The organism is Streptomyces sp. NBC_00385 (assembly GCF_035917155.1).
Classification (GTDB): domain Bacteria; phylum Actinomycetota; class Actinomycetes; order Streptomycetales; family Streptomycetaceae; genus Streptomyces; species Streptomyces poriferorum.
Genome location: NZ_CP107951.1, coordinates 6,417,833 through 6,440,559, shown reverse-complemented (window position 1 = coordinate 6,440,559; position 22,727 = coordinate 6,417,833). Strand labels below are relative to the sequence as shown.

The 22,727-nt window shown below is 72.7% G+C and carries 18 protein-coding genes; 15 read left to right on the top strand and 3 right to left on the bottom strand.

Annotation, left to right across the window (positions count from 1 at the left end):
* Positions 1-36 precede the first annotated feature (36 nt).
* The 5 genes from OG959_RS28730 (at position 37) to OG959_RS28710 (ending at position 5,992) form a co-directional block, all read left to right on the top strand.
* Entirely contained in the window at positions 37-1,239 is a 1,203-nt protein-coding gene (locus OG959_RS28730; RefSeq protein ID WP_326663123.1) for a bifunctional adenosylcobinamide kinase/adenosylcobinamide-phosphate guanylyltransferase, read from the top strand.
* Positions 1,240-1,274: 35 nt separating this feature from the next.
* Positions 1,275-2,114 carry a class I SAM-dependent methyltransferase gene (locus tag OG959_RS28725; protein ID WP_326663122.1) on the top strand — a complete coding sequence of 280 codons (840 nt, stop codon included), beginning with the start codon at positions 1,275-1,277 and terminating at the stop codon, positions 2,112-2,114.
* Between the two features lie 88 nt (positions 2,115-2,202).
* Positions 2,203-3,336 carry a nicotinate-nucleotide--dimethylbenzimidazole phosphoribosyltransferase gene (cobT, locus tag OG959_RS28720; protein WP_326663120.1) on the top strand — a complete coding sequence of 378 codons (1,134 nt, stop codon included), beginning with the start codon at positions 2,203-2,205 and terminating at the stop codon, positions 3,334-3,336.
* Positions 3,337-3,431: 95 nt separating this feature from the next.
* A complete protein-coding gene (locus OG959_RS28715; RefSeq protein WP_326663118.1) occupies positions 3,432-5,237 on the top strand; it encodes a phosphatidylglycerol lysyltransferase domain-containing protein in 1,806 nt (601 codons plus the stop codon).
* The gene (locus OG959_RS28710) at positions 5,234-5,992 is read left to right on the top strand and encodes a hypothetical protein (protein ID WP_326663116.1); all 759 of its coding nucleotides are present in this window, start codon (positions 5,234-5,236) and stop codon (positions 5,990-5,992) included. Before OG959_RS28715 ends, OG959_RS28710 begins: the two co-directional genes overlap by 4 nt.
* Here the strand turns inward: OG959_RS28710 and OG959_RS28705 are convergent.
* Positions 5,893-6,654 (bottom strand): hypothetical protein, encoded by a 762-nt coding sequence (locus OG959_RS28705; RefSeq protein WP_326663114.1) that lies wholly within the window; start codon positions 6,652-6,654, stop codon positions 5,893-5,895. The genes OG959_RS28710 and OG959_RS28705 overlap by 100 nt on opposite strands.
* Before the next feature lie 88 nt (positions 6,655-6,742).
* Here OG959_RS28705 and OG959_RS28700 point away from each other — a divergent pair, with 88 nt between their 5' ends.
* Entirely contained in the window at positions 6,743-7,522 is a 780-nt protein-coding gene (locus OG959_RS28700) for an adenosylcobinamide-GDP ribazoletransferase (RefSeq protein WP_326663112.1), read from the top strand.
* Between the two features lie 16 nt (positions 7,523-7,538).
* On the opposite strand, the gene OG959_RS28695 is transcribed toward OG959_RS28700, so the two are convergent.
* Entirely contained in the window at positions 7,539-8,396 is an 858-nt protein-coding gene (locus OG959_RS28695) for an endo alpha-1,4 polygalactosaminidase (RefSeq protein ID WP_326663110.1), read from the bottom strand.
* A gap of 263 nt (positions 8,397-8,659) precedes the next feature.
* Between OG959_RS28695 and OG959_RS28690 the strand changes: the two genes are divergently transcribed.
* The 7 genes from OG959_RS28690 (at position 8,660) to OG959_RS28660 (ending at position 19,654) form a co-directional block, all read left to right on the top strand.
* A complete protein-coding gene (locus tag OG959_RS28690) occupies positions 8,660-10,213 on the top strand; it encodes a leucyl aminopeptidase (protein WP_326663108.1) in 1,554 nt (517 codons plus the stop codon).
* A 335-nt stretch (positions 10,214-10,548) separates the two neighbouring features.
* Positions 10,549-11,937 carry a dihydrolipoyl dehydrogenase gene (gene lpdA, locus OG959_RS28685; protein WP_326663107.1) on the top strand — a complete coding sequence of 463 codons (1,389 nt, stop codon included), beginning with the start codon at positions 10,549-10,551 and terminating at the stop codon, positions 11,935-11,937.
* 60 nt (positions 11,938-11,997) lie between these two features.
* Positions 11,998-13,788 carry a 2-oxoglutarate dehydrogenase, E2 component, dihydrolipoamide succinyltransferase gene (gene sucB, locus OG959_RS28680; protein ID WP_326663105.1) on the top strand — a complete coding sequence of 597 codons (1,791 nt, stop codon included), beginning with the start codon at positions 11,998-12,000 and terminating at the stop codon, positions 13,786-13,788.
* Positions 13,789-13,935: 147 nt separating this feature from the next.
* Entirely contained in the window at positions 13,936-14,559 is a 624-nt protein-coding gene (locus OG959_RS28675) for a GntR family transcriptional regulator (RefSeq protein ID WP_326663103.1), read from the top strand.
* A 319-nt stretch (positions 14,560-14,878) separates the two neighbouring features.
* The gene (aceE, locus tag OG959_RS28670) at positions 14,879-17,548 is read left to right on the top strand and encodes a pyruvate dehydrogenase (acetyl-transferring), homodimeric type (protein WP_326663101.1); all 2,670 of its coding nucleotides are present in this window, start codon (positions 14,879-14,881) and stop codon (positions 17,546-17,548) included.
* Positions 17,549-18,094: 546 nt separating this feature from the next.
* The gene (locus OG959_RS28665) at positions 18,095-19,072 is read left to right on the top strand and encodes a helix-turn-helix transcriptional regulator (protein ID WP_326663100.1); all 978 of its coding nucleotides are present in this window, start codon (positions 18,095-18,097) and stop codon (positions 19,070-19,072) included.
* A 60-nt stretch (positions 19,073-19,132) separates the two neighbouring features.
* Positions 19,133-19,654 (top strand): DUF4240 domain-containing protein, encoded by a 522-nt coding sequence (locus OG959_RS28660; protein WP_219567997.1) that lies wholly within the window; start codon positions 19,133-19,135, stop codon positions 19,652-19,654.
* Between the two features lie 22 nt (positions 19,655-19,676).
* Here the strand turns inward: OG959_RS28660 and OG959_RS28655 are convergent, their stop codons facing one another.
* Positions 19,677-20,204: a GNAT family N-acetyltransferase gene (locus tag OG959_RS28655; RefSeq protein WP_326663098.1), complete on the bottom strand. Its 528-nt coding sequence runs from the start codon at positions 20,202-20,204 to the stop codon at positions 19,677-19,679.
* A gap of 63 nt (positions 20,205-20,267) precedes the next feature.
* On the opposite strand from OG959_RS28655, the gene OG959_RS28650 reads away from it, so the two are divergent.
* Both OG959_RS28650 and OG959_RS28645 read left to right on the top strand, forming a co-directional pair.
* A complete protein-coding gene (locus tag OG959_RS28650; protein WP_326666662.1) occupies positions 20,268-21,167 on the top strand; it encodes a TIGR01777 family oxidoreductase in 900 nt (299 codons plus the stop codon).
* A 191-nt stretch (positions 21,168-21,358) separates the two neighbouring features.
* On the top strand, positions 21,359-22,705 hold the full coding sequence (locus OG959_RS28645) for an NAD(P)/FAD-dependent oxidoreductase (RefSeq protein WP_326663095.1): 1,347 nt from the start codon (positions 21,359-21,361) through the stop codon (positions 22,703-22,705).
* Positions 22,706-22,727 lie beyond the last annotated feature (22 nt).

Sequence of the window (22,727 nt, the reverse complement as noted above, 5' to 3'; positions counted from 1 at the left end):
CGCGCACCCGGTGCGGGGACGCGGGAGGATCGGACCGTGGAACTGACTCTGCTCGGCACCGGAGCCCCCGACGGGCTGCCGCGGCCCGACTGCCCCTGCGCCGCCTGCGCCACCGCCCGCGGGGCGGGGGCCCGGGCCGCGACCGCCCTGCTGATCGACGACGCGCTGCTGCTCGACCTGACCCCCGGGGCGGTGTTCGCCGCCGCCCGCGCGGGGCATTCACTCACCGGCGTACGACAGGTACTGCTCACCCATCCGCACGACGGGCCCGCCGTCGAGCTGCCCGCCGGGCTGCCCCCGGCCGGCCGGGTCCCGGACGGTCGGGTGCTGACACTGATCAGCGGGCACCGGGTGCGGGCCGTGCCGATGGACGCGCCCGGCACCGGCTACGAGGTCACCTCGCCGGACGGCGAACGGCTGCTCTACCTGCCGCCGGGCGCCGCACCGGCCGGTCTCGCCGACCGGATGGCGGAGCCGTACGACATGGTCGTCGCCGACGTCGTGGGACGGCCCGACGCCGTGGCCCGGCTGCGGGCGGTCGAGGCGATCGGGCCGGCCACCGAGGTGATCGCCGTCCATCTGGACCATGACGCACCGCCGGGTCCCGAGCTCGACCGCCGGCTCTCCGCGGGCGGTGCCCGGGCCGTGCCGGACGGGACGACGCTGACGGTCGGCGGGTACCGTGCCGAACCCGACATCCCCCGGCGCACCCTGATCACCGGCGGCGCGCGGTCCGGGAAGTCGGTCGAGGCCGAACGGCGGCTGGAGACCTACCCCGAGGTCGTGTACGTGGCGACCGGCGGCAGCCGGGAGGGCGACACGGAGTGGGCGGCCCGGATCGGACTGCACCGGGAGCGCAGACCGGCGGCCTGGCGCACCGAGGAGACCTGTGAGCTGGCGGAGCTGCTGGCCTCGGACGGGCCGCCGCTGCTGATCGACTGCCTGGCGCTCTGGCTGACGGACGCGATGGACCGGGTGGACGCCTGGGACGACGCGGCGTGGGCAGGCGGTGGTGAGAGCACGCTGCGGAAGCGGACGGCCGAACTCGTGGCCGCGGTCCGCGGGACGCGGCGCACCGTCGTCGCGGTGACCAACGAGACCGGCTCGGGCGTGGTGCCCGCGACCGCGGCCGGGCGGCGTTTCCGGGACGAGCTGGGCCGGCTGAACGCCGCGTTCGCCGGCGAGTGCGAACAGGTACTGCTGGTGGTGGCGGGGCAGGCGCTGACGCTGCGCGGCTGACGAGCCACCACCGAACGGAACAGGAGGAGCGGAACATGGCACGTGTACGGCCGATGCTGGACGGGGTTCCGGAGACCCTGTTGTGGACGCTGCACAACCGGGCGTTCGAGGCGGGCCGCCGCTATCCGGTGCTGGACGACCCGATGGCGCTCCAGCTGCTGGCGAACCTGGACTACCCGTTCGAGGAACGGTTCGGGGTCCCCGACGCCTTCCACTCGCAGGCTCAGGCGCTGCGCTCACGCTGCTTCGACCTGGCCGTGCAGGAGTATCTCGACGCCCGCCCGGAGGCCACCGTGGTCGCGCTCGGCGACGGCCTGGAGACCGGCTTCTGGCGGGTCGACAACGGCCGGCTGAACTGGCTGAGCGTGGAACTGCCGGAGGTCGCCACCCTGCGCCGCACCCTGCTGCCGCCCTCGGACCGGCTGCGGACGCTGTCCGGTTCGGCGACGGATCTCTCCTGGCTGGACGAGATCGAGGACCCGGAGGGCCGGGGTGTGGTCGTCACGGCGCAGGGTCTGCTCATGTACCTGCGGCCCGCCGAGGTGCGCGGGATCCTGGCGGCCTGCGCCGCACGGCTGCCCGGCGGGATCCTCGTCCTGGACTCGATGGCCCGGTGGCTCGCGAGGGGCACGGTGGCGGGCACCTCGAAGGTGGGTGCCCTGACGATCCCGCCGATGCGCTGGGCGATGGACCCCGGCGAGCGCGGAAAGCTGCGCGGCGCGCATCCGGGGATCACCGAGGTGCGGGCCCTGCGTCTGCCGCGCGGGCGGGGCGCGATGGGTGAGCTGATCCGGATCCAGAACCTGCTCCCCGGACTGCGGACCCTGACGCCCGCGATCACCCAACTCCGGTTCGGGGACCGTACGCCGCACTGAGGGGGGCCGGAAATCACGGCAGGTACTGTTCGGCGGGGAGCCCGGCTCCCCGGCCCACACCACGTATCGACCCGCGAGGCAGACCCCCGTGAATCTGGACGACTTCTCCGACCTGATCGAACGCCCCGACGGGGGTGTACGGCGCGATGCCGAGGAACGCCGGGAGCGGTTCATCGTGCCGCCGGGTGCCCTCGGCCGCCTCGACGAGCTGGGGGAATGGCTCTCGGCCGCCCAGCAGGCCGTGCCGGTCAGAGCGATCGAGCAGGCCCGCGTGGTGCTGTTCGCCGGTGATCACGGGGTGGCGCGGCTGGACGTGTCCGGCCGCGCGGCCGGCACCGCGCACGAGCTGGTGCGCGCCACGCTGGACGGTGCGACGCCGCTGGCCGTGCTGGCCCGCCGGTTCTCCGTGCCGGTGCGGATCGTCGACGCGGGGCTGGACTGCGAGCCCGGGCTGTTGCCGGAAGCGGTCGTCCGGACCCGGGTGCGGCGCGGCAGCGGCCGGATCGACGTCGAGGACGCGATGACGGTCGAGGAGGCCGAGCAGGCGGTGCGCCTCGGCATGGCGATCGCCGACGAGGAGGCCGACTCGGGCACCGATCTGGTGGTGCTCGGCGATCTGAGCGTGGGCGGTACGACGGCCGCGGCCACGCTGATCGCGGCACTGTGCGGCACCGACGCCTCGGTGGTCACCGGGCGCGGCGGTGCGGGCATCGACGACCTGGCGTGGATGCGCAAGTGCGCGGCGGTCCGTGACGCGCTGCGCCGGGCCCGTCCGGTCCTGGGCGACCAGCTGGAGCTGCTGGCCAAGGTGGGCGGCGCGGACCTGGCGGCGATGACCGGCTTCCTGCTGCAGTGCGCGGTGCGGCGCCTGCCGGTGATCCTGGACGGTGTGGTCTCCGCGGCGTGCGCGCTGGTCGGGCAGCGGGCCGCGTTCCGGGCGCCGGACTGGTGGCTGGCGGGGCAGCTGAGCGGTGAGCCGGCGCAGGCGAAGGCACTCGACCGGATGGCGCTCAACCCGCTGCTGGACCACGGTGTCGTCGTCGGTGAGGGAAGCGGGGCGCTGCTCGCGCTCCCGTTCGTCCAGGCCGCGGCCGCGCTGGCGGCCGAGCTGCCCGAACGTACGCCGGAGACCGGCAACGACGACGCGGACGACGTGAAGGACGACGAAGAGACGTCCGACGGCGAGACGTCCGACGGAGCGGCCTCCCCGGCCGTGGAGTGACGAGCGGCGGCTGACCGACGGGACTGCGGCCGTCCGGACACCGGCCGCAGCGCGGCCCCTTTCATGAAACGCGATGCCCCATATGATCGCTTTTCATGGGAGAGGTCTGCTTGGCCAGCGAGGAATCCGGCCGGACTGCCGTCCGGCCGCAGAGCACCGACCGGTCGCGGCGGGGCGCGGCCTTCGCCATCTGGTACCTGCGCGTCGTGTCGTTCGTCAATTTCCTGAGCGCCGTCTGGGTCACCTTCGGCCAGGACCTCCGGCGCCACAACACCGAGAACTACTTCACGCCCTACCTGCTCACCGCGGGCTTCTCATCCGGCGTCGTCGCCCTGTTCCTCGCCGTCACGATGCGCCGGCGCAAACGGGCCGCGTGGATCGTCAATATGGTGCTGAGCGGCCTCACCCTGCTGCTCTTCGCCGCGGTGATCGGCTTCCCTGAGGTGCGGCGGTATCCGCAGAACTGGATCTCGCTCGCGCTGACCGCCGCGTTCGTCCTCGCGCTCACCCTCGGCCGGCGGGAGTTCTACGCGAAGGGCGACCGGTCCAACCCGAAGCTGGCCGCGCTGGTCGCGGTCGGCGGACTGCTGATCACGTCGCTGATCGCCGCCGGCCTGGTCACGCTCACCAACACCGCGCACGACGCGCACCGTTCGACGTTCCTGGACCGCTGGCGCTACGGCGCGCTGCGCCTGGTCTCCGTCGCCGCCGACGACTCCCGCTTCCCCGGCATCACCACGCCGGGCTGGGTGAACGTCGTCATCAACATCCTTTCCACGCTGTTGCTCATCGCCGTCGTGTACGCGGCCTTCCGGGCCCGCCGCGCGGTCGACCCGATCACTCCCGAGGACGAGGCGGCGCTGCGCGCCCTGCTGGTCAGGCACGGCGAACGGGACTCGCTCGGCTACTTCGCGCTGCGCCGCGAGAAGAGCGTCGTCTGGTCGCCGACCGGGAAGGCCGCCGTCGCCTACCGGGTGGTCGGCGGCGTCTCGCTCGCCTCCGGTGACCCGATCGGCGACCCCGAGGCCTGGCCCGGGGCGATCGGCCCCTGGCTGGCCGAGGCCCGTGAGCACGGCTGGATCCCGGCGGCGATGGGGGTCAGCGAGGAGGGCGGCACGATCTACGCCCGGCACGGCCTCGACGCCCTGGAGCTGGGGGACGAGGCGATCGTGGAGACCGCCGAGTTCACCCTGGAGGGGCGGGCGATGCGGACCGTCCGCCAGGCGTACAACCGGGTGAAGCGGGCCGGTTACGAGGTGACGGTGCGCCGCCACGCGGACATCCCCGAGGCCGAGACGGCCGAACTGGTGCGCCGGGCCGACGACTGGCGCGACGGCGCGACCGAACGCGGCTTCTCCATGGCGCTGGGCCGGCTCGGCGACCCGGCCGACGGACAGTGCGTCATGCTCGAATGCCGTGACGCGCCCCCCGCCGAGGGTGGCGGAACCGGTGCGCTGCGCGCCGTACTCAGCTTCGTCCCCTGGGGCCCGCACGGCCTCTCGCTGGACCTGATGCGCCGTGACCGGGACGCCGAGAACGGCCTGATGGAGTTCATGGTCATCGAACTCCTGCAACGCGCCGAGAAGATCGGCGTCACCCAGGTCTCGCTGAACTTCGCGATGTTCCGCTCCGTCTTCGAGCGCGGATCACGGCTCGGCGCCGGGCCGGTGCTCAGGCTGTGGCGTTCGTTGCTCAGCTTCTTCTCCCGGTGGTGGCAGATCGAGTCGCTCTACCGTGCCAACGCCAAGTACCGGCCGATCTGGGAACCGCGCTACCTGCTCTTCGAGAAGAGCGCGGACCTGCCGCGCATCGCCATCGCCGCGGGGCGCGCCGAAGGCTTCCTGGAGGCGCCGGGACTGCCCAAGTGGCTGCACCGCTCGAAGCTCGGACCGCGCGCATGAGACGGGTACGACCGCTGGGGCGGGCGGCCCGCCGGGAGTGGGGTCCGCTGTGGACGACCGTACGCGCGGCGCTCGCCGCCAATCGGCTGCGGGCCGTCCCGATGACCCTGGCCGCGGTCTGTCTGACGGCGCTGCTCCAGGTGGCGCAGAACAGGTCCTGGGGGTACGGGCCGGTGCAGGCGCTCGGAGCGGTGCGGGCCGAGGATCCGCTCCCGGCCGCTCTGCTGCGTACCCCGCTGTCCCTGTTCGTCCCGGCCCTGGACCTGCCGGTCTGGGGGGCGCTGGCACAGGTGCTGCTGGTGTTCGGGATCGCCGAGATCTGCCTGGGCCGGTGGCGGACGCTGCTGATCGCGTACGTCGCGACGCTGGCCGGGACGCTGTACGCACGGATCGGCGTCGCGGCCGGCCCCGACGGATTCCTGGGCCTGCCCGGCTCCGACGCGCAGGTCGTCGACACCGGGCCGTCGGCGGCCGTGGTCGCCCTCGCCGTCTGCGTCTGCTGCGCCTACCGGGCCCGGTTCACCGGCGGGCTGGTGATCGTGGCGATGGTGGCGGAGATCGCGGTGAAGAACAACCTGGCGGGCAAGGAGCACCTGGCGGCCATCGCCGCGGCGCTCGTGCTGTGCGCGGTGCCCGCCCTGCGCCGGCGGTCCCGTCAGGGTTTGGGCGCGGGAGCGGGCACCCTGTCGGGTGCGCCGCCGATCAGGTCCTGGAACCTGCGCCGGGGCCCGGCCCAGCGGACGTCGTGGTGGTAGGCGCGCAGCACCGAGCGGGACCGGGCCCGGTGCCGGTTGCGGTAGAACCGCTTGGCCCACATCGAGGTCGGCCTGGCCAGCCGGACCGCCCCGACCAGGGCGACGAACGGAACCAGGGTGCCGAGCACCGCCATCCGCGCCTTGCCCTTGAACAGCGCGATCAGCACGAAGCAGAAGTTGACGACGAGGGTGAGGACGACACCTAGCCTGCCCTGCTGCTGATCGTCGCTCAGGTCGTCCACGCCGAGCGGGGAGAACCCGCCCAGCACCAGCAGCACCAGGGCCGCGGTGAGGACCACGACCTCCACGCTCTGGCGGCCCTGCTCGGTCCAGTACACGTCGTCCATGTGCAGGATCAGGGCGAACTCGTCCAGCACGAGCCCCGCGCCCACGCCGAAGACGACCGCGAAGGCCCCGGCCGCGAAGCCGTGCTTCCCGCTGGCCACCGCGCCGAACCCGCCGACCACGCTCAGCACCACGCCCGGCACCACGTGGTGGACATGGACCCCGCCCGGCGTGATGTTGCCGAAGGGCCCCTTGCCGGCCCGGATCATCCGGGTGATGACCCGGGTGACGGCGAACGTCAGCACGAAGGCGGCAAGCGCCAGGAGCAGGGGCAGCTTCCCCGGCTCGACGATGTTCCGGTCGAACCAGTGACCCATCCCACCCACTCCCGATAAGTCGCTTCTGCTCCGCTATATGACGTTCCGGACAATCTATCGGCCGCGCCCACCGATTAGCCTGCGCGCCGTGACCTCCCTGAACAGCCACGGCCTGCGTTTCGCCTTCGGCACCCTCACCGTGCTCCCCGTCCGCGTCACCCGCTGGGACCGCGAGACCGCCCGGGCCGGGATGCTGTGCGCCCCGCTGGCGGGCCTGGCCGTGGGGGTCCTCGCGGCGGTGCCCGGCACCCTGTTGCTGCTGCTGGGCACGGGGCCGCTGCTCGCCGCGGTCGCCTCGGCCGCCGTCCCGGCGGCGCTCACCCGGGGGCTGCATCTGGACGGTCTCGCGGACACCGCCGACGGCCTGGGCAGCGGCAAGCCGGCCGATGACGCACTGCGGATCATGAAGCAGTCGGACATTGGGCCGTTCGGCGTGATCACCCTGCTGTTCGTCCTGCTCGCCCAGGTGGCGGTCCTTCAGCAGCTGTACGCGCAGGGCTGGGCGCAGGGCGCGGTGGCGGCCGCCGTGTCCGGTGTCGTCGCCCGGCTCGCGCTCACGCTGGCCTCCCGGCGCGGCGTCCCCGCCGCCCGGCCGGAGGGGCTGGGCGCCGCCGTCGCGGGCACGGTCCCGGCGGCCGGCGCGGTGGTGACCGCGGTCCTGACCGTGGCGGCCTGTGCGGGCACGGGAGCGCTGCTCGGCGGGTACGGGGCTCTGCGGTACGCCCTCGCCGCCCTGGCCGCGCTCGCGGTGGCCCAGCTGCTGCTGCGGCACTGTGTGCGGCGCTTCGGCGGGGTGACCGGCGATGTGTTCGGCGCACTGGCGGAGACGGCGGCGACGGTGACGCTCGTGGGCCTGGCCCTGGGCTGAGCCGTTGGACGTTCCGTCAGGCTCCCGCCGCCGGGCACCGCTCCCGCCAGACACCGAGCTCGTACTTCTTCAGCAGCGAGCTCAGCCCCAGCCGCCGGGACTGCCCGCAGAACCGCGCCACCGGCAGCTCGTACTCGACGTGGAAGACCGCCTTGCCCGCCTCGATGAACGGGGAGAGCTCCTCGCACTCCTCGTACTGGGCGCACTGTTCGTTGACCGCGAAGTCGAAGTCGCCCACCAGCTCGGGGATCTGGGGCAGGTCGTTCTTCAGGCCGACGGCGAGGTGGTGGCGGTGGGCGATGCGGGCGACGAGCCGGTTGTAGCGCAGCTGGTCGGCGGCGGTCAGCGGGAAGCCGCTCGGATTGCGGTAGCCGTCCATGTTGTCGGGCTCGACCGCGTCGAAGCCCTTCTTCGCGCACATGGAGATCCGGCTCTCCATCAGCGGCTCCAGAACGTCGGTGCGCCGGATGTCGAGCCAGCGCTCCCCCTTCCAGCCGTTGCCCTTGCCGAGGACCGCCGTGGGGAACCTCGCCGCGTCCGGGCGGAACTCCTCCCAGGCGCCCGTGGACAGGTAGCAGATCACCTTGCGCCCCTTGCGGTGCAGCTCGGCCACCTGCGCCGCCTCGTGGTCGAAGCCGTCGATGTCGTACACCGGGGCGTCCACGGACGTGTCCAGCCGGCCGGAGAGCTGCCACTGCCAGTCGGTGCCCGGCTCCGGCTGCCAGCGGGCCGCGGCGGGCCGCCCGGAGGGGGCGGGCGAGGGGGCGGACCCGGGCGCCGAGGTGCAGCCGGCCAGCATCACCAACAGAATCAGTACGGTGGCGGGCAGTGCCTTCGGCCGGCCGCTCACCCGGGCGGCCATCCGGTCGTCCATCGCTCCCCCTGGATCCATCCGCAGGACGTCCGCCAACGCCTGTGCGGTCGCGGTCCGTTCCGCCGGGAAGATCGTCCCGGCGTGACAACCGTACGGCCGCCGCGGCGCACTGACGGCCCGCCGCCGTAATCGGGCAGCAAAGGCGCGCGTAGGCTCATTCCCGGCACATCGCGGCGGCGTCTACGATGCGCCGGGCCCGGTCGGCCACCCCCTCGACCGGCACAGGCCGAAAAAGAACTCAACGGAAGCGAGATTTCACCACCGTGACTGCTCTCACTCTCAGCACTGCCGGTGCGGCGACGCTGCGCGCCGACGCGCTCGTCGTCGGTGTCGCCAAGGACGCCGGATCCAAGTCCGGGGACCTGGTCCTGGCGCCGGGCGCCGAGGCCGTGGACAAGGCGTTCGGCGGGAAGCTCGCCACCGTCCTGGCGACCCTGGGCGCCTCCGGTGCCGAGGGCGAACTGACCAAGCTCCCCGCCCCCGACGGCCTGAAGGTCCCGGTCGTCATCGCGGCCGGACTCGGCCCGGTCCCGGAGAAGGACGGCGCGTACGACGCCGAGGCGCTGCGCCGGGCCGCGGGCTCCGCCGCCCGCTCGCTCGCCGGCTCGAAGAAGGCCGGCTTCGCGCTGCCCATCGCCTCCGTCGAGGACGCCGAGGCCATCGCGGAGGGCGCCCTGCTGGGCGCGTACGCCTTCACCGCCTACCAGGGCGGCGAGAACAAGCTCGCTCCCAAGGGCGCCAAGGCCAACGGCCCGAAGCTGCCGCTCGGCGAGGTCGCCGTCCTCGGCGCCAAGCCGCGTGACAAGGCCTTCAAGGCCGCCGCCGAGCGCGCCGTCGCGCTGGTCGAGGAGATCAACCGCGCCCGCGACCTGATCAACACCCCGCCGAACGACCTGTACCCCGAGTCCTTCGCCGCCGTGGCCACGGCCGCCGGCAAGGAGCACGGCATCAAGGTGCAGGTCCTCGACGAGAAGGCGCTCGTCAAGGGCGGCTACGGCGGTCTCCTCGGCGTCGGCCAGGGCGCCGCCCGCGGCCCGCGCCTGGTGAAGCTCGCCTACACGCACCCGAAGGCGGAGAAGACCCTGGCCCTGGTGGGCAAGGGCATCACCTACGACTCGGGCGGCATCTCGCTGAAGCCGGCCGGCCACAACGAGACGATGAAGTGCGACATGGCCGGCGCCGCCGCCGTGTTCGCGGCCGTCGTCGCGGCCGCCCGTCTGGGCCTGCGGGTCAACGTCACCGGCTGGCTGGCGCTGGCCGAGAACATGCCGTCGGGCAACGCCACCCGCCCCGGTGACGTGCTCCACATGTACAGCGGCAAGACCGTCGAGGTCCTCAACACGGACGCCGAGGGCCGGCTCGTCCTCGCCGACGCGCTGACCCGCGCCTCCGAGGAGAACCCGGACGCGATCGTCGACGTGGCGACCCTGACCGGCGCGATGGTGCTGGCCCTGGGCAACCGCACCTTCGGCATCATGGCGAACGACGACGCGTTCCGTACCTCGATCCACGAGATCGCCGACGAGGTCGGTGAGGCCTCCTGGCCGATGCCGCTCCCGGCCGACCTGCGCAAGGGCATGGACTCCCCGACCGCCGACATCGCCAACATGGGCGAGCGGATGGGCGGCGGCCTGGTGGCCGGTCTGTTCCTTCAGGAGTTCGTGGGCGAGGGCATCGCCTGGGCGCACCTGGACATCGCGGGCCCGGCCTTCCACGAGGGCGCCCCGTACGGCTACACGCCGAAGGGCGGGACCGGATCCGCGGTCCGCACCCTGGTGAAGCTGGCGGAGCGCACCGCGGCCGGAGACCTCGGCTGATCCGGCGGCTGATGTACGGCCCCGGGCATACGTCCGGGGCCGTACGTGTTGCATCCACGGCACCGCGGCAGGGCCCGGACGGTTTCGCTCTCGACGAAACCCGGCGGAATCGGCCTGTCCCTACGCAGCGGTAACCCACTGGGACGGACGATCATCCGTCCCAGACACGGGCCCCGCGTCCCGCCCACCGTCAACAAGTGCGAAGATGGGTTCTCGGCAGGACAGGGCCCCCACCACAGGGCCGAATGACAAAAGCGGCCGAACACCAGCCGACCGGCCGGTCACACCCCGATGACGGGGCCCGGCGTACGGCGCACATGCATGGAGGACGTGACGTGGCGAACGACGCCAGCACCGTTTTCGACCTAGTGATCCTCGGCGGTGGTAGTGGCGGTTATGCCGCGGCCCTGCGCGGAGCGCAGCTGGGCCTGGACGTCGCTCTGATCGAGAAGGGCAAGGTCGGCGGCACCTGCCTGCACAACGGCTGTATCCCCACGAAGGCCCTGCTGCACGCCGGTGAGATCGCGGACCAGGCGCGCGAGGCCGACCAGTTCGGTGTCAAGGCCACCTTCGAGGGCATCGACATGGCGGCCGTCCACAAGTACAAGGACGACGTGATCTCGGGCCTGTACAAGGGTCTGCAGGGTCTCATCGCCTCCCGCAAGGTGCACTACATCGAGGGTGAGGGACGGCTCTCCTCCCCCACCTCGGTGGATGTGAACGGCCAGCGCATCCAGGGCCGCCACGTGCTCCTGGCGACCGGCTCCGTACCTAAGTCGCTCCCGGGCCTGGAGATCGACGGCAACCGCGTCATCTCCTCGGACCACGCGCTGAAGCTGGACCGGGTCCCGAAGTCCGCGATCGTGCTGGGCGGCGGCGTCATCGGCGTCGAGTTCGCCTCGGCGTGGAAGTCCTTCGGCACCGACGTCACCATCGTCGAGGGTCTGAAGCACCTGGTCCCGGTCGAGGACGAGAACAGCTCGAAGCTTCTTGAGCGCGCGTTCCGCAAGCGCGGCATCAAGTTCAACCTCGGCACGTTCTTCCAGGGTGTCGAGTACACCCAGGACGGCGTCCGGGTGACCCTGGCCGACGGCAAGACCTTCGAGGCGGAGCTGCTGCTCGTCGCGATCGGCCGCGGCCCGGTCTCGCAGGGCCTCGGTTACGAGGAGGCGGGCGTCGCGATGGACCGCGGCTACGTCCTCGTCGACGAGTACATGCGGACGAACGTGGAGACGATCTCGGCCGTGGGCGACCTGGTCCCGACCCTTCAGCTGGCGCACGTCGGCTTCGCCGAGGGCATCCTCGTCGCGGAGCGTCTGGCCGGCATGAAGACCGTCCCGATCGACTACGACGGTGTCCCGAAGGTGACGTACTGCCACCCCGAGGTCGCCTCCGTGGGCATCACCGAGGCCAAGGCCAAGGAGCTCTACGGCGCGGACAAGGTCGTCGCGCTGAAGTACAACCTCGCGGGCAACGGCAAGAGCAAGATCCTCAAGACCGCGGGCGAGATCAAGCTCGTCCAGGTCAAGGACGGTGCCGTGGTCGGCGTCCACATGGTGGGTGACCGTATGGGCGAGCAGGTCGGCGAAGCCCAGCTGATCTACAACTGGGAGGCGCTGCCGGCCGAGGTCGCGCAGCTCATCCACGCCCACCCGACGCAGAACGAGGCGATGGGCGAGGCCCACCTGGCCCTCGCCGGCAAGCCCCTGCACTCCCACGACTGATCAGTCGACCGGGCGCGACGACCGACCACTTCCGCATTTTCGTTAGGAGCAACTGAAACCATGTCGGTTTCCGTAACCCTTCCGGCGCTCGGCGAGAGCGTCACCGAGGGCACTGTCACCCGCTGGCTGAAGGCCGAGGGCGAGCGCGTCGAGGCCGACGAGCCGCTGCTCGAGGTATCGACCGACAAGGTCGACACCGAGATCCCGGCCCCCGCCTCCGGCATCCTGGCCTCCATCAAGGTCGCCGAGGACGAGACCGTCGAGGTCGGCGCCGAGCTGGCCATCATCGACGACGGCACCGGTGCCCCGGCACCCGCCGCGGCTCCGGCCGCCGAGCCCGAGGCCGCCCCGGCCCCGGCGCCCGCCGCCGAGGCCCCCGCGGCTCCGGCCCCCGCGGCCGAGGCTCCGGCCGCCGCCCCGGCCGGCGGTGCCTCCGGCACCGACGTCACCCTCCCGGCGCTCGGCGAGAGCGTCACCGAGGGCACCGTCACCCGCTGGCTGAAGGAGGTCGGCGAGGAGGTCACGGAGGACGAGCCCCTGCTCGAGGTCTCCACGGACAAGGTCGACACCGAGATCCCGGCCCCGGTCTCCGGCGTGCTGCTGGAGATCGTCGTCGCCGAGGACGAGACCGCCGAGGTCGGCGCCAAGCTGGCCGTCATCGGCGCTCCCGGTGCCGCCCCGGCCGCTGCCGCTCCGGCTCCGGCCGCTGCCCCGGCGCCCGCTGCCCCGGCTCCGGCTCCGGCCGCTCCGGCCCCCGCGCCGGCCGCTCCGGCCCCCGCGCCGGCCGCTCCGGCTCCGGCTCCGGCTCCGGTGGCTCCCGCCGCGCCTGCCGCCGCTCCGGCCCCGGCCGCTCCGGCGCCCGTCGCCGCAGCCCCGGCTCCGGTCACCCCGGCGGCCCCGGCCGCGACCTCCGGTGACGACGGCGCGTACGTCACGCCGCTGGTCCGCAAGCTCGCCGCCGAGAACGGCGTCAACCTGGGCGCGGTCAAGGGCACCGGTGTCGGTGGCCGCATCCGCAAGCAGGACGTCGTCGCCGCCGCGGAGGCTGCCAAGGCCGCCGCTGCCGCTCCGGCCCCCGCCGCCGCCGCTGCTCCGACCGCCTCCAAGGCGCCGAAGCTCGAGGTGTCCCCGCTGCGCGGCCAGACGGTCAAGATGACCCGCATGCGCAAGGTCATCGGCGACAACATGATGAAGGCGCTGCACTCGCAGGCCCAGCTGACCTCGGTCGTCGAGGTCGACGTCACCAAGCTGATGAAGCTGCGCAACAAGGCGAAGGACGGCTTCGCGGCCCGTGAGGGCGTCAAGCTCTCCCCGATGCCGTTCTACGTCAAGGCCGCCGCCCAGGCGCTGAAGGCCCACCCGGTCATCAACGCCCGGATCAACGAGGACGAAGGCACGATCACGTACTTCGACTCGGAGAACATCGGCATCGCCGTGGACGCCGAGAAGGGTCTGATGACCCCGGTCATCAAGGGTGCGGGCGACCTCAACATCGCCGGTATCTCGAAGAAGACCGCCGAGCTGGCCGGCAAGGCCCGCGGTGGCGGCCTGACGCCGGACGACATGTCCGGTGCCACCTTCACCATCAGCAACACCGGTTCGCGCGGTGCGCTGTTCGACACCGTCATCGTGCCGCCGAACCAGGCAGCCATCCTGGGCATCGGCGCCACCGTCAAGCGTCCCGCGGTCATCGAGACCGAGGAGGGCACCGTCATCGGCGTCCGCGACATGACGTACCTCTCGCTCTCCTACGACCACCGTCTGGTGGACGGCGCGGACGCCGCCCGTTACCTGACCTCGGTCAAGGCGATCCTGGAGGCCGGTGAGTTCGAGGTCGAGCTCGGCCTCTGAGCACCGCAGTTGTAACAAGCCTCACCAGCGGCGCCCCCGTCCGGAACACTCCCGGGCGGGGGCGCCGCCGTATTGTCTAGACACCACCGGTCGCTCCGGCCGCCGAGTTGGTGTAGGCAGCACCGGTTTGCCCCGAAGGAGCCACTCATGACCCCGCCCGTCGTCCACTCGCTGCGCGAACAGATCCGCGAGCACATCGTGGACGGGATCGTCAGCGGGCGCTGGAAGCCGGGTGAGCGGATCGTGGAGCGGCGCATCGCCACCGAGTTGGAGGTCAGCCAGACTCCCGTGCGCGAGGCGCTGCGCGAGCTGGAGACGCTCCGGCTGATCGAGTCGGCACCCAACAAGGGCGTCCGGGTCCGCAACCTCACCGCGGCCGACCTGGAGGAGAGCTACCCGGTACGGGCCGGCCTGGAGCAGATCGCCGCCGAGCTGGCGGCCCCGGGGCTCGCCGAGGACTGCTCGCTGCTCGCCCCGCACGTGACGGCGCTGTACGAGGCGGACCGGCTGGCCGACGGCGAGGCGCAGGTGCGCCACACGGTGGGCTTCCACCGGGAGATGGTCCGGGCGGCCGGCAACGCGGTCCTGCTGCACACCTGGGAGGGGCTGGGCATCGAGGTGTTCACGGCGCTCTCGATCCGCTGGCTGGGCACGGTGCAGAAGTCGTACGCCGAGGAGCACGAGGCGCTCATCGAGGCGTTCCTCCGGAAGGACCCGGACATCGGCGTGCTGGTCAAGGCGCACGTGCTCGGCTGCGCCCCGCGCGCCTGAGGTGGGGCCACAGAGGCCTGAGGCCTGAGGCCGGGGCGGCAGACGCCTGAGGCCAGGGCGCACCGCGGTGCGCATGTGTGGCAAGGGGCGCTCGCCTGTGCAGGTGAGAGCCCTTTTCGCCCCACTATGTCCCGTCACTCCGTGCCCCGTTTCGCGGCACCCCATGCCACTTTCTTCATATCGAGAAGTTTTGCCTTTCATCCTTTGATCGATCATCGATCGGAGCCTTACAGTTCACTCCGCGGGCCCACCGGCCCCATCGCCCTGTCCTGCCAGTCAGGGACTTCTCCACCCCCCTCCTCACCGGAAGGCGGCGATCATGACCGACCCCGTAGGAAAGCTTCCGAGCGAGCTCGACCAGCTCCCGGACCGCGACCCGGAGGAGACCGCTGAATGGGCGGCCTCCCTGGATGCCGTCACCAAGGCCGCGGGCCCGCACCGTGCCGCGTATCTGATGCGCCGCTCGCTCCAGCACGCCGAGGGCGCCGGTCTCGCGCTGCCCAAGCTGCTGGAGACCGATTACGTCAACTCCATCCCCACCGCAGCGGAGCCCGCCTTCGACGGCGACCTGGAGATGGAATCGCGGATCACCGCGTGGAACCGCTGGAACGCGGCCGCGATGGTCACCCGTGGCTCCCGCTTCGGCGTCGGCGGCCACATCGCGACCTTCGCCTCGGCGGCCTGGCTGTACGAGACCGGCTTCAACCACTTCTTCCGCGGCAAGGAGGGGGACGGCTCCGGCGACCAGCTCTACATCCAGGGCCATGCCTCTCCCGGCATCTACGCCCGCGCCTTCCTCGACGGTCGGCTCAGCGAGCAGCAGCTCGACAACTTCCGCCAGGAGGCGGGCGGCGACGGTCTGCCGTCCTACCCGCACCCGCGGCGGCTGCCCTGGCTGTGGGAGTTCCCCACCGTGTCGATGGGCCTCGGCCCGCTCTCGGCGATCTACCAGGCGCGCTTCAACCGCTACCTGGCCAACCGCAACATCAAGGACACGTCGAACTCGCACGTCTGGGCCTTCCTGGGCGACGGCGAGATGGACGAGCCCGAGTCGACCGCCGCCCTCGCCCTCGCGGCGCGTGAGCAGCTCGACAACCTGACCTTCGTCATCAACTGCAACCTGCAGCGCCTCGACGGTCCGGTCCGCGCCAACTTCCGGGTCGTCCAGGAGCTGGAGGGCGCCTTCCGCGGCGCCGGCTGGAACGTCGTCAAAACGCTCTGGGGCACCGCCTGGGACGAGCTCTTCCAGCTCGACACCACGGGTGCGCTGGTGCGCCGGCTCCGCGAGGTCCCGGACGCGCAGTTCCAGACGTACGCCACCCGCGACGTCGCCTACATCCGCCAGCACTTCTTCGGCACCGAGCCGGCGCTCGCCGAGCTGGCGAAGCTGCTCACCGACGCGAAGATCGCCGAGTGCTTCCACACCTCGCGCGGCGGCCACGAGGCCCGCAAGGTGTACGCGGCCTACCGGGCGGCGCTGGAGCACAAGGGTGCGCCGACGGTGATCCTGGCGCAGACGGTGAAGGGCTACACGCTCGGCCCGGGCTTCGAGTCGCGCAATGCCAACCACCAGATGAAGAAGCTGGACGGCAAGCAGTTCCGCGCCATGCGCGACCTGCTGGAGCTGCCGATCCCGGACTCGAAACTGGACGAGGGCCTGGTGCCGTACGGCCACCCGGGCGCCGACTCCCCCGAGGTCCGCTACCTCCAGGAGCGCCGTGCCGCCCTCGGCGGTCCCGCCCCGGCCCGCCGGGTGCACGCGGTGGCGCTGCCGCAGCCCGAGGAGCGCGCGTTCGCCGCGCTGAAGAAGGGCTCCGGCAAGCAGGAACTGGCCACCACGATGGCGTTCGTCCGCCTGGCCAAGGACCTGATGCGGGACAAGGAGACCGGCAAGCGCTGGGTTCCGATCGTCCCCGACGAGGCCCGCACCTTCGGCATGGAGGCGCTGTTCCCGTCGGCCGGCATCTACTCGCCGCTGGGCCAGACGTACGACCCGGTCGACCGCGACCAGCTGATGTACTACAAGGAAGCCAAGGACGGCCAGGTCCTCAACGAGGGCATCACCGAGGCCGGCGCGATGGCCGACTTCATCGCCGCGTCCACGTCGTACGCGACGCACGGCGAGCCGATGATCCCGTTCTACATCTTCTACTCGATGTTCGGCTGGCAGCGCACGGGCGACCAGTTCTGGCAGCTCGGCGACCAGCTCGGCCGCGGCTTCGTGGTCGGCGCCACGGCGGGCCGTACGACGCTGACGGGCGAGGGTCTCCAGCACGCGGACGGCCACTCGCACCTGATCGCGTCCACGAACCCGGCGTCGCTCAACTACGACCCGGCGTTCGCGTACGAGATCGCGGTGATCGTCCAGGACGGTCTGCGCCGGATGTACGGCCCCGACGCCGAGAACGTCTTCTACTACCTGACGGTCTACAACGAGCCGAAGCCGCAGCCCGCGATGCCGGAAGGCATCGAGGAGGGCATCCTCAAGGGCCTCTACCGGTTCAAGGAGGGCACGCCCGCGAAGGCGGACAGCCCGCGCGTGCAGCTGATGGCATCCGGTACGGCGATCCACTGGACCCTGGAGGCCCAGGAGCTGCTGGCCTCGGACTGGGGTGTCACGGCCGATGTCTGGTCCGCCACCTCGTGGGGCGAGCTGCGCCGCGACGCGCTGGAGTGCGACGAGGCGCTGCTCCGCGGTGAGCTGCGGGTGCCGTACGTGACCCAGGCGCTGGAAGGCGCACCGGGTCCGGTCCTCGCGGTCAGCGACTGGATGCGCCAGGTGCCGGACCAGATCAGCCAGTGGGTCGAGCAGGACTGGACCTCGCTCGGCACGGACGGCTTCGGCATCTCCGACACCCGTGACGCGGCCCGCCGCCACTTCGGCGTCGACCCCCAGTCGATCACGGTCGCGGCCCTGGCCCAGCTGGCCCGCCGCGGCGAGGTGCCGGCGTCGGCGGTCAAGGAAGCGCGCGAGCGGTACGGGCTCTGACGGCCCGGAGGACGGGGCGCGGGTCTCCCGCGCCCCGTCCTCCGCGTGCGTCTGCCCCACTCCGGCACCCGCTTTGTCCTCAAGCGCCGGACGGGCTTGATATGCCCGCCGGAGCGCTGCCGTGTGCCGCACCGGCTTTGTCCTCAAGCGCCGGACGGGCTCGATTTTGGCCGCCGGAGCGCTGGCATGTGCGGCACGGCCCTCTCCTCAATCACCGGACGGGCTCGACTTCCCCGTCGGCGCACCGCCGTGTGCGCACCGGCTCTGTCCTCAAGCGCCGGACAGGCTCGATATGCCCGCCGGAGCGCTGTCATGTGCGGCTGCTGCTCGCACCACGGCCCGATCCGGGCCGCACTTCCCACCCGGCCCGGGCGCACATTCAAGCCCGTCCGGCGATTGAGGACGTCCTTTGAGCCCGGCCGGCGTTTGAGGCCATCTCCTGAGCCCGGCCGGCGCTTGAGGCCACACCCAGCCCGGCCGGCGCTTGAGGCCGAGGCTCGCCGGGCCCGGGCCACACGCACCCCCTGCCGCGGCCACAATGGCCGCATGCGTGCTGCCCGGCTCATCAGAATGGTGCTGCTCCTGCAGTCCCGCCCCGCCATGACCGCCGCCGAGCTCGCCCATGAGCTCCAGGTGTCGGAGCGGACCGTCACCCGGGACGCCCAGGCGCTCTCCGAGGCCGGGATCCCCGTCTACGCGGAACGGGGCCGCGCTGGCGGGTACCGGCTCGTCGGCGGGTACCGCACCGGCCTGACCGGGCTGGCCCGCGACGAGGCCGAGGCGCTCTTCCTCTCCGGTCTGCCCTCCGCCCTGCGCGAGATGGGTCTGGCCGACGCCGCGTCCGCCGCCCGGCTCAAGGTGTCGGCGGCCCTCCTGCCCTCCCTCCGGGACGCCTCCGCCGGCGCCGCCCGGCGGTTCCATCTGGACGCACCGGGCTGGTACCAGGAACCCGTCACACCGGAGCTCCTGCCCGCCGTGGCCGAGGCGGTGTGGGACGACCGGACGGTGCGCGCCCACTACCGGCGGGCCGGCCGGGACGCCGAGGTGGAGCGTGAGCTGGCCCCGTACGGCCTCGTCCTCAAGGCCGGGGTCTGGTACCTCTGCGCTCGTGCGGAGGAGGACTTCCGGGTCTACCGGATCGACCGCTTCACGGCCGTCACCGTGTCGGACACCCGGTTCGTCCGGGACGAGAGCTTCGACCTGCCCGCGTTCTGGGACGAACGCGCGGCCCAGTTCGCCCGGTCGCTCCTGCGGGCCGAGGTGACGCTGCGGCTCTCGGAGGCCGGGGTGCGCCGGCTGCCGCACGCCGTGGACCGCGTCGCGGCGCGGGACGCGCTGGAGGGGGCCGGTGCGCCCGGGGCCGACGGGTGGGTCACGGTCAACCTGCCGGTCGAGTCCCTGGACGTCGCGTTCGGTCAGCTGCTGGCCCTGGGGCCGGAGTTGGAGGTCCTGGAGCCGGCCACGCTGCGCGGCAGGTTCGCGGCGGCCGCCGAAGCGCTGCACGCGCTCTATGTGAGGCCGTAAGGCTTCATTTCGGCGTCTGGGCGTGCATCGGCCCTCGCGGGGGCAGATGCTGGACCCGTGATGGACGAGACGGAATTCTGGGAGCTCATCGACAGCACCCGCGAGGCAGCAGACGGCGACCCCGAGGACCATGCCGACCTGCTCGTCGAACGGCTGGTGCAGCTCGATCCCGATTCCGTGCTGGACTTCGCGCGGCACTTCGAGGCCCGCTACAACCGGGCGTACCGCTGGGACCTGTGGGCTGCCGCCGCCGTGCTGCTCGGCGGGGCCGGCGACGACGCCTTCGACTACTTCCGCTGCTGGCTGATCGGCCAGGGCCGGGAGGTCTTCGAGGGCGCGGTGCACGACCCGGACAGCCTGGCCGAGCTCCTCGACGACTTCGACGACGAACTGGACGGGGACGCGGAAGAACTGGGTTACGCCGCCGACGAGGCGTACGAGCAGCTCACCGGTGTGGTCGCGCCGGATCTCGGGCTGCCGCCGCAGCCGGCCGAGCCGGAGGGCACCCCGTTCGGCTTCGAGGACGACGCGGTCCTGGCGGCGCGGCTGCCCGAGCTGTGGCAGCGGTTCGGCGCCGGGTGAGGCGCGGCCGGTCCCGTGCCGGTCACGGGCCGAGCGGCCGGCCCATCAGCACGTCGTCCACGTAGCGTCCGCCCAGGAAGAACTCGCCGGGCAGGACGCCCTCGACCGTGAACCCCTCCGACGCGTACAGCGCGCGGGCGGGAGCGTTGTGCCCCAGCACCCGCAGGGTGATCCGGTTGGCCCCCTGGCCGCGTGCCGTCCGGCACGCAGCGCGGACCAGCGTGCGGCCGGTGCCGCGGCCCCGTGCCCAGGCGGCCACGGCGAGGCCCTGTATCTGCCGGACGTGCGCGTTGCAGGCCAGCGGGGTGGGCGGCACCACACGTATGTACCCGGCGATGGCCGTCCCGCCCTCCGGGTTCACCGCGTCGGCCACCAGGATGTCCTGCGGCCGGTGCCGGTCGTCGAAGAACGGCGCGTACGGCGGCTGCGGGCGCGGCGTCACGGCGTGCAGCGTCGACCAGGTGCTCCGGTCGAGCTCCGCGAGAGCGGGGCCGTCGTCGAGCAGCGCGGGGCGGACGAGGGGCGCGGGAAGGGGGAGGGACTCGGCCATGCGCGTCACTGTGCCATGCGTCGCCTGCGGCATGTGGGGCAGGATGGACCCATGCCGCGACCTCTGCCGCACTCCCGTATCGCCGTCACCGGATCGACCGGACTCATCGGAGCGGCGCTGGTGCGTTCGCTGCGGTCCGACGGGCACGAGGTGGTCCGGCTGGTCCGGCGGCCTGCCCGGTCGGGCGACGAGGTGGAGTGGGACCCCAAGCGGGATTACGTGGACGTGGCCGGTCTGGTGGGTTGCGACGCCGTCGTCCATCTCGCCGGGGCCGGGGTCGGCGACCATCGCTGGACCGAGGCGTACAAGCGGGAGATCCGCGACAGCCGGGTACTGGGCACGGCCACGATCGCCGAGGCCGTCGCCTCGCTGGACGTCCCGCCGAAGGTGCTGCTGTCCGGGTCCGCGATCGGCTTCTACGGCGACACCGGCGACCGCTCGGTGGACGAGGGCGCGCCGCCCGGCGACGGGTTCCTGCCGTCGGTGTGCGTGGAGTGGGAGGAAGCCACGGCCGCCGCGGAGGAGGCCGGGGTGCGGACCGTGCACGCGCGCACCGGACTGGTCGTCGCCCGGGAGGGCGGTGCCTGGGGCCGGCTCTTCCCGCTGTTCCGCGCGGGGCTCGGCGGCCGGCTCGGCAACGGCCGGCAGTACTGGAGCTTCATCGCGCTGCACGACCACATCGCGGCGCTGCGGCACGTCCTGGACACCACGGAGCTGTCCGGACCGGTCAATCTGACGGGTCCGGCCCCGGTCACCAACGGCGAGGTGACGGCGGCGATGGGCCGGGTACTGCGCCGGCCCACGCTGTTCACCGCTCCCGCGCCCGTGCTGCGGATCGCCCTGGGCGACTTCTCCGAGGATGTGCTGGGCAGTCAGCGGGTGCTGCCGGGACGGCTGCTGGACTCCGGGTTCGCGTTCGCCTTCCCCGGGATCGACGCCGCCATCCGGGCGGCTCTGCGCTGAACCCGCCGCCCAGGAACCGTCCTCCGCCGCTTCGTTCGGACGGACGTGCGACCCCGTGCACCGGTGCCCCGGCCCGCGCGCGACTGCGCGGATTCCCGCCGCCCTCCTAGCCTCATGCCGAACTCGCGCATTCCGGGGGCCGGTTGAGGGCAAGAGCCTCCCACCAGTTGCGCCGACTCGGGGAGGGGCACGTGCTCAGCACGGCACACCACGCGGACGTCGTCATCATCGGGGCCGGGATCGCCGGCCTGTCAGCGGCCCACCGGCTGACCAGTGCGGGAGTGAGCGTCAGCGTCCTGGAGGCCGGCCCCCGGGTCGGCGGCCGGATGATGACCGACGAGGTGGACGGGTTCCGGCTCGACCACCTGGGACCGCTTCTCAACACCTCGTATCCGGAGCTGTACGCGACGCCCGGACTCGACGGACTCGTCCTGCGGAACTTCGCTCCCGGCGTGCTCGTCCACAGCGAGGGCCGCCGGTACCGGACCGGAGAGATACGCGGCCCCCGGGGCTCACGCAGCGCGCGGGGCGCACTCAAGGCAGCGCGCGCCCTCGCAAGCGCCCCCCGGGCGCCCCTGAGCGGGAGCCTGACCGGGGCCATGGGCGGGGCGATCGACCAGGCCCGGCTCGGGGTGGCGCTGGCCCGGCTCGCGGCCACTCCCCGGTCCCGCATCCTGGCCCGGCCCGAACGGGCCGCGCTCGACGCGCTGTCCGGCCGCGGCCTGTCCGCCCGGACGCTGAACGGATTCGTACGCCCCCTCCTCACCGCGCTGCTCAGCGACCCCGCGCTCGCCACGTCGAGCCGGTACGCCGATCTCGCGCTGCGCGGCTACGCGAGCGGCAGGCTCTGCGTACCGTCGGGGGGTTCCGCCACGCTGCCCGATCTGCTCGCGGCCGCGCTGCCGCCCGGCACCGTACGCACGGGGGTGCATGTCACATCGGCGGACATCACCGCGGTGCGCACCAAGGAACACGGCGAGATCGGCTGCCGCTCGCTGCTGCTGGCGACCGGCGCGGGCGCCGCGGCCGAGCTGCTGCCCGGTCTGCGCGTGCCGCCCTTCCACCCGGTGACGGTGCTCCACCACACCGCCCCCGCTCCCCCGCCGACCGGCGCCTCGCTGCTCCTGGACGCCGACCGCTCGGGTCCGGTCGCGCACACCGCGGTGATGAGCGAGGTCGACCCCTCGCGCGCCCCGCACGGCCGGGTCCTGATCAGCTCGACGGTGCTCGGTACGCCGCCGGCCGATCTGGACCGCGCGGTCCGCGCGCACCTCGCGGCGCTCTACGGCACGCCCACCGACGATTGGGAGCTGCTGGCGGCCCACCACGATCCCGAGGCGGTGCCCGCCATGGCTCCCCCGCACGACCCGCAGCGCCCGGTCCGGCTGCTCGCGGGGCTGTACGTGTGCGGCGACCACCGCGACACCGGTTCGGTTCAGGGGGCCCTGTCCTCCGGCCGGCGCGCGGCCGGGGCGATCCTCACCGACCTGGGGGTGCGGCCGGCCGGGGGCACCGCGGCACTCCCGGAGGCGGCCTGATCCGGACGGGAGGTCCCGGGGC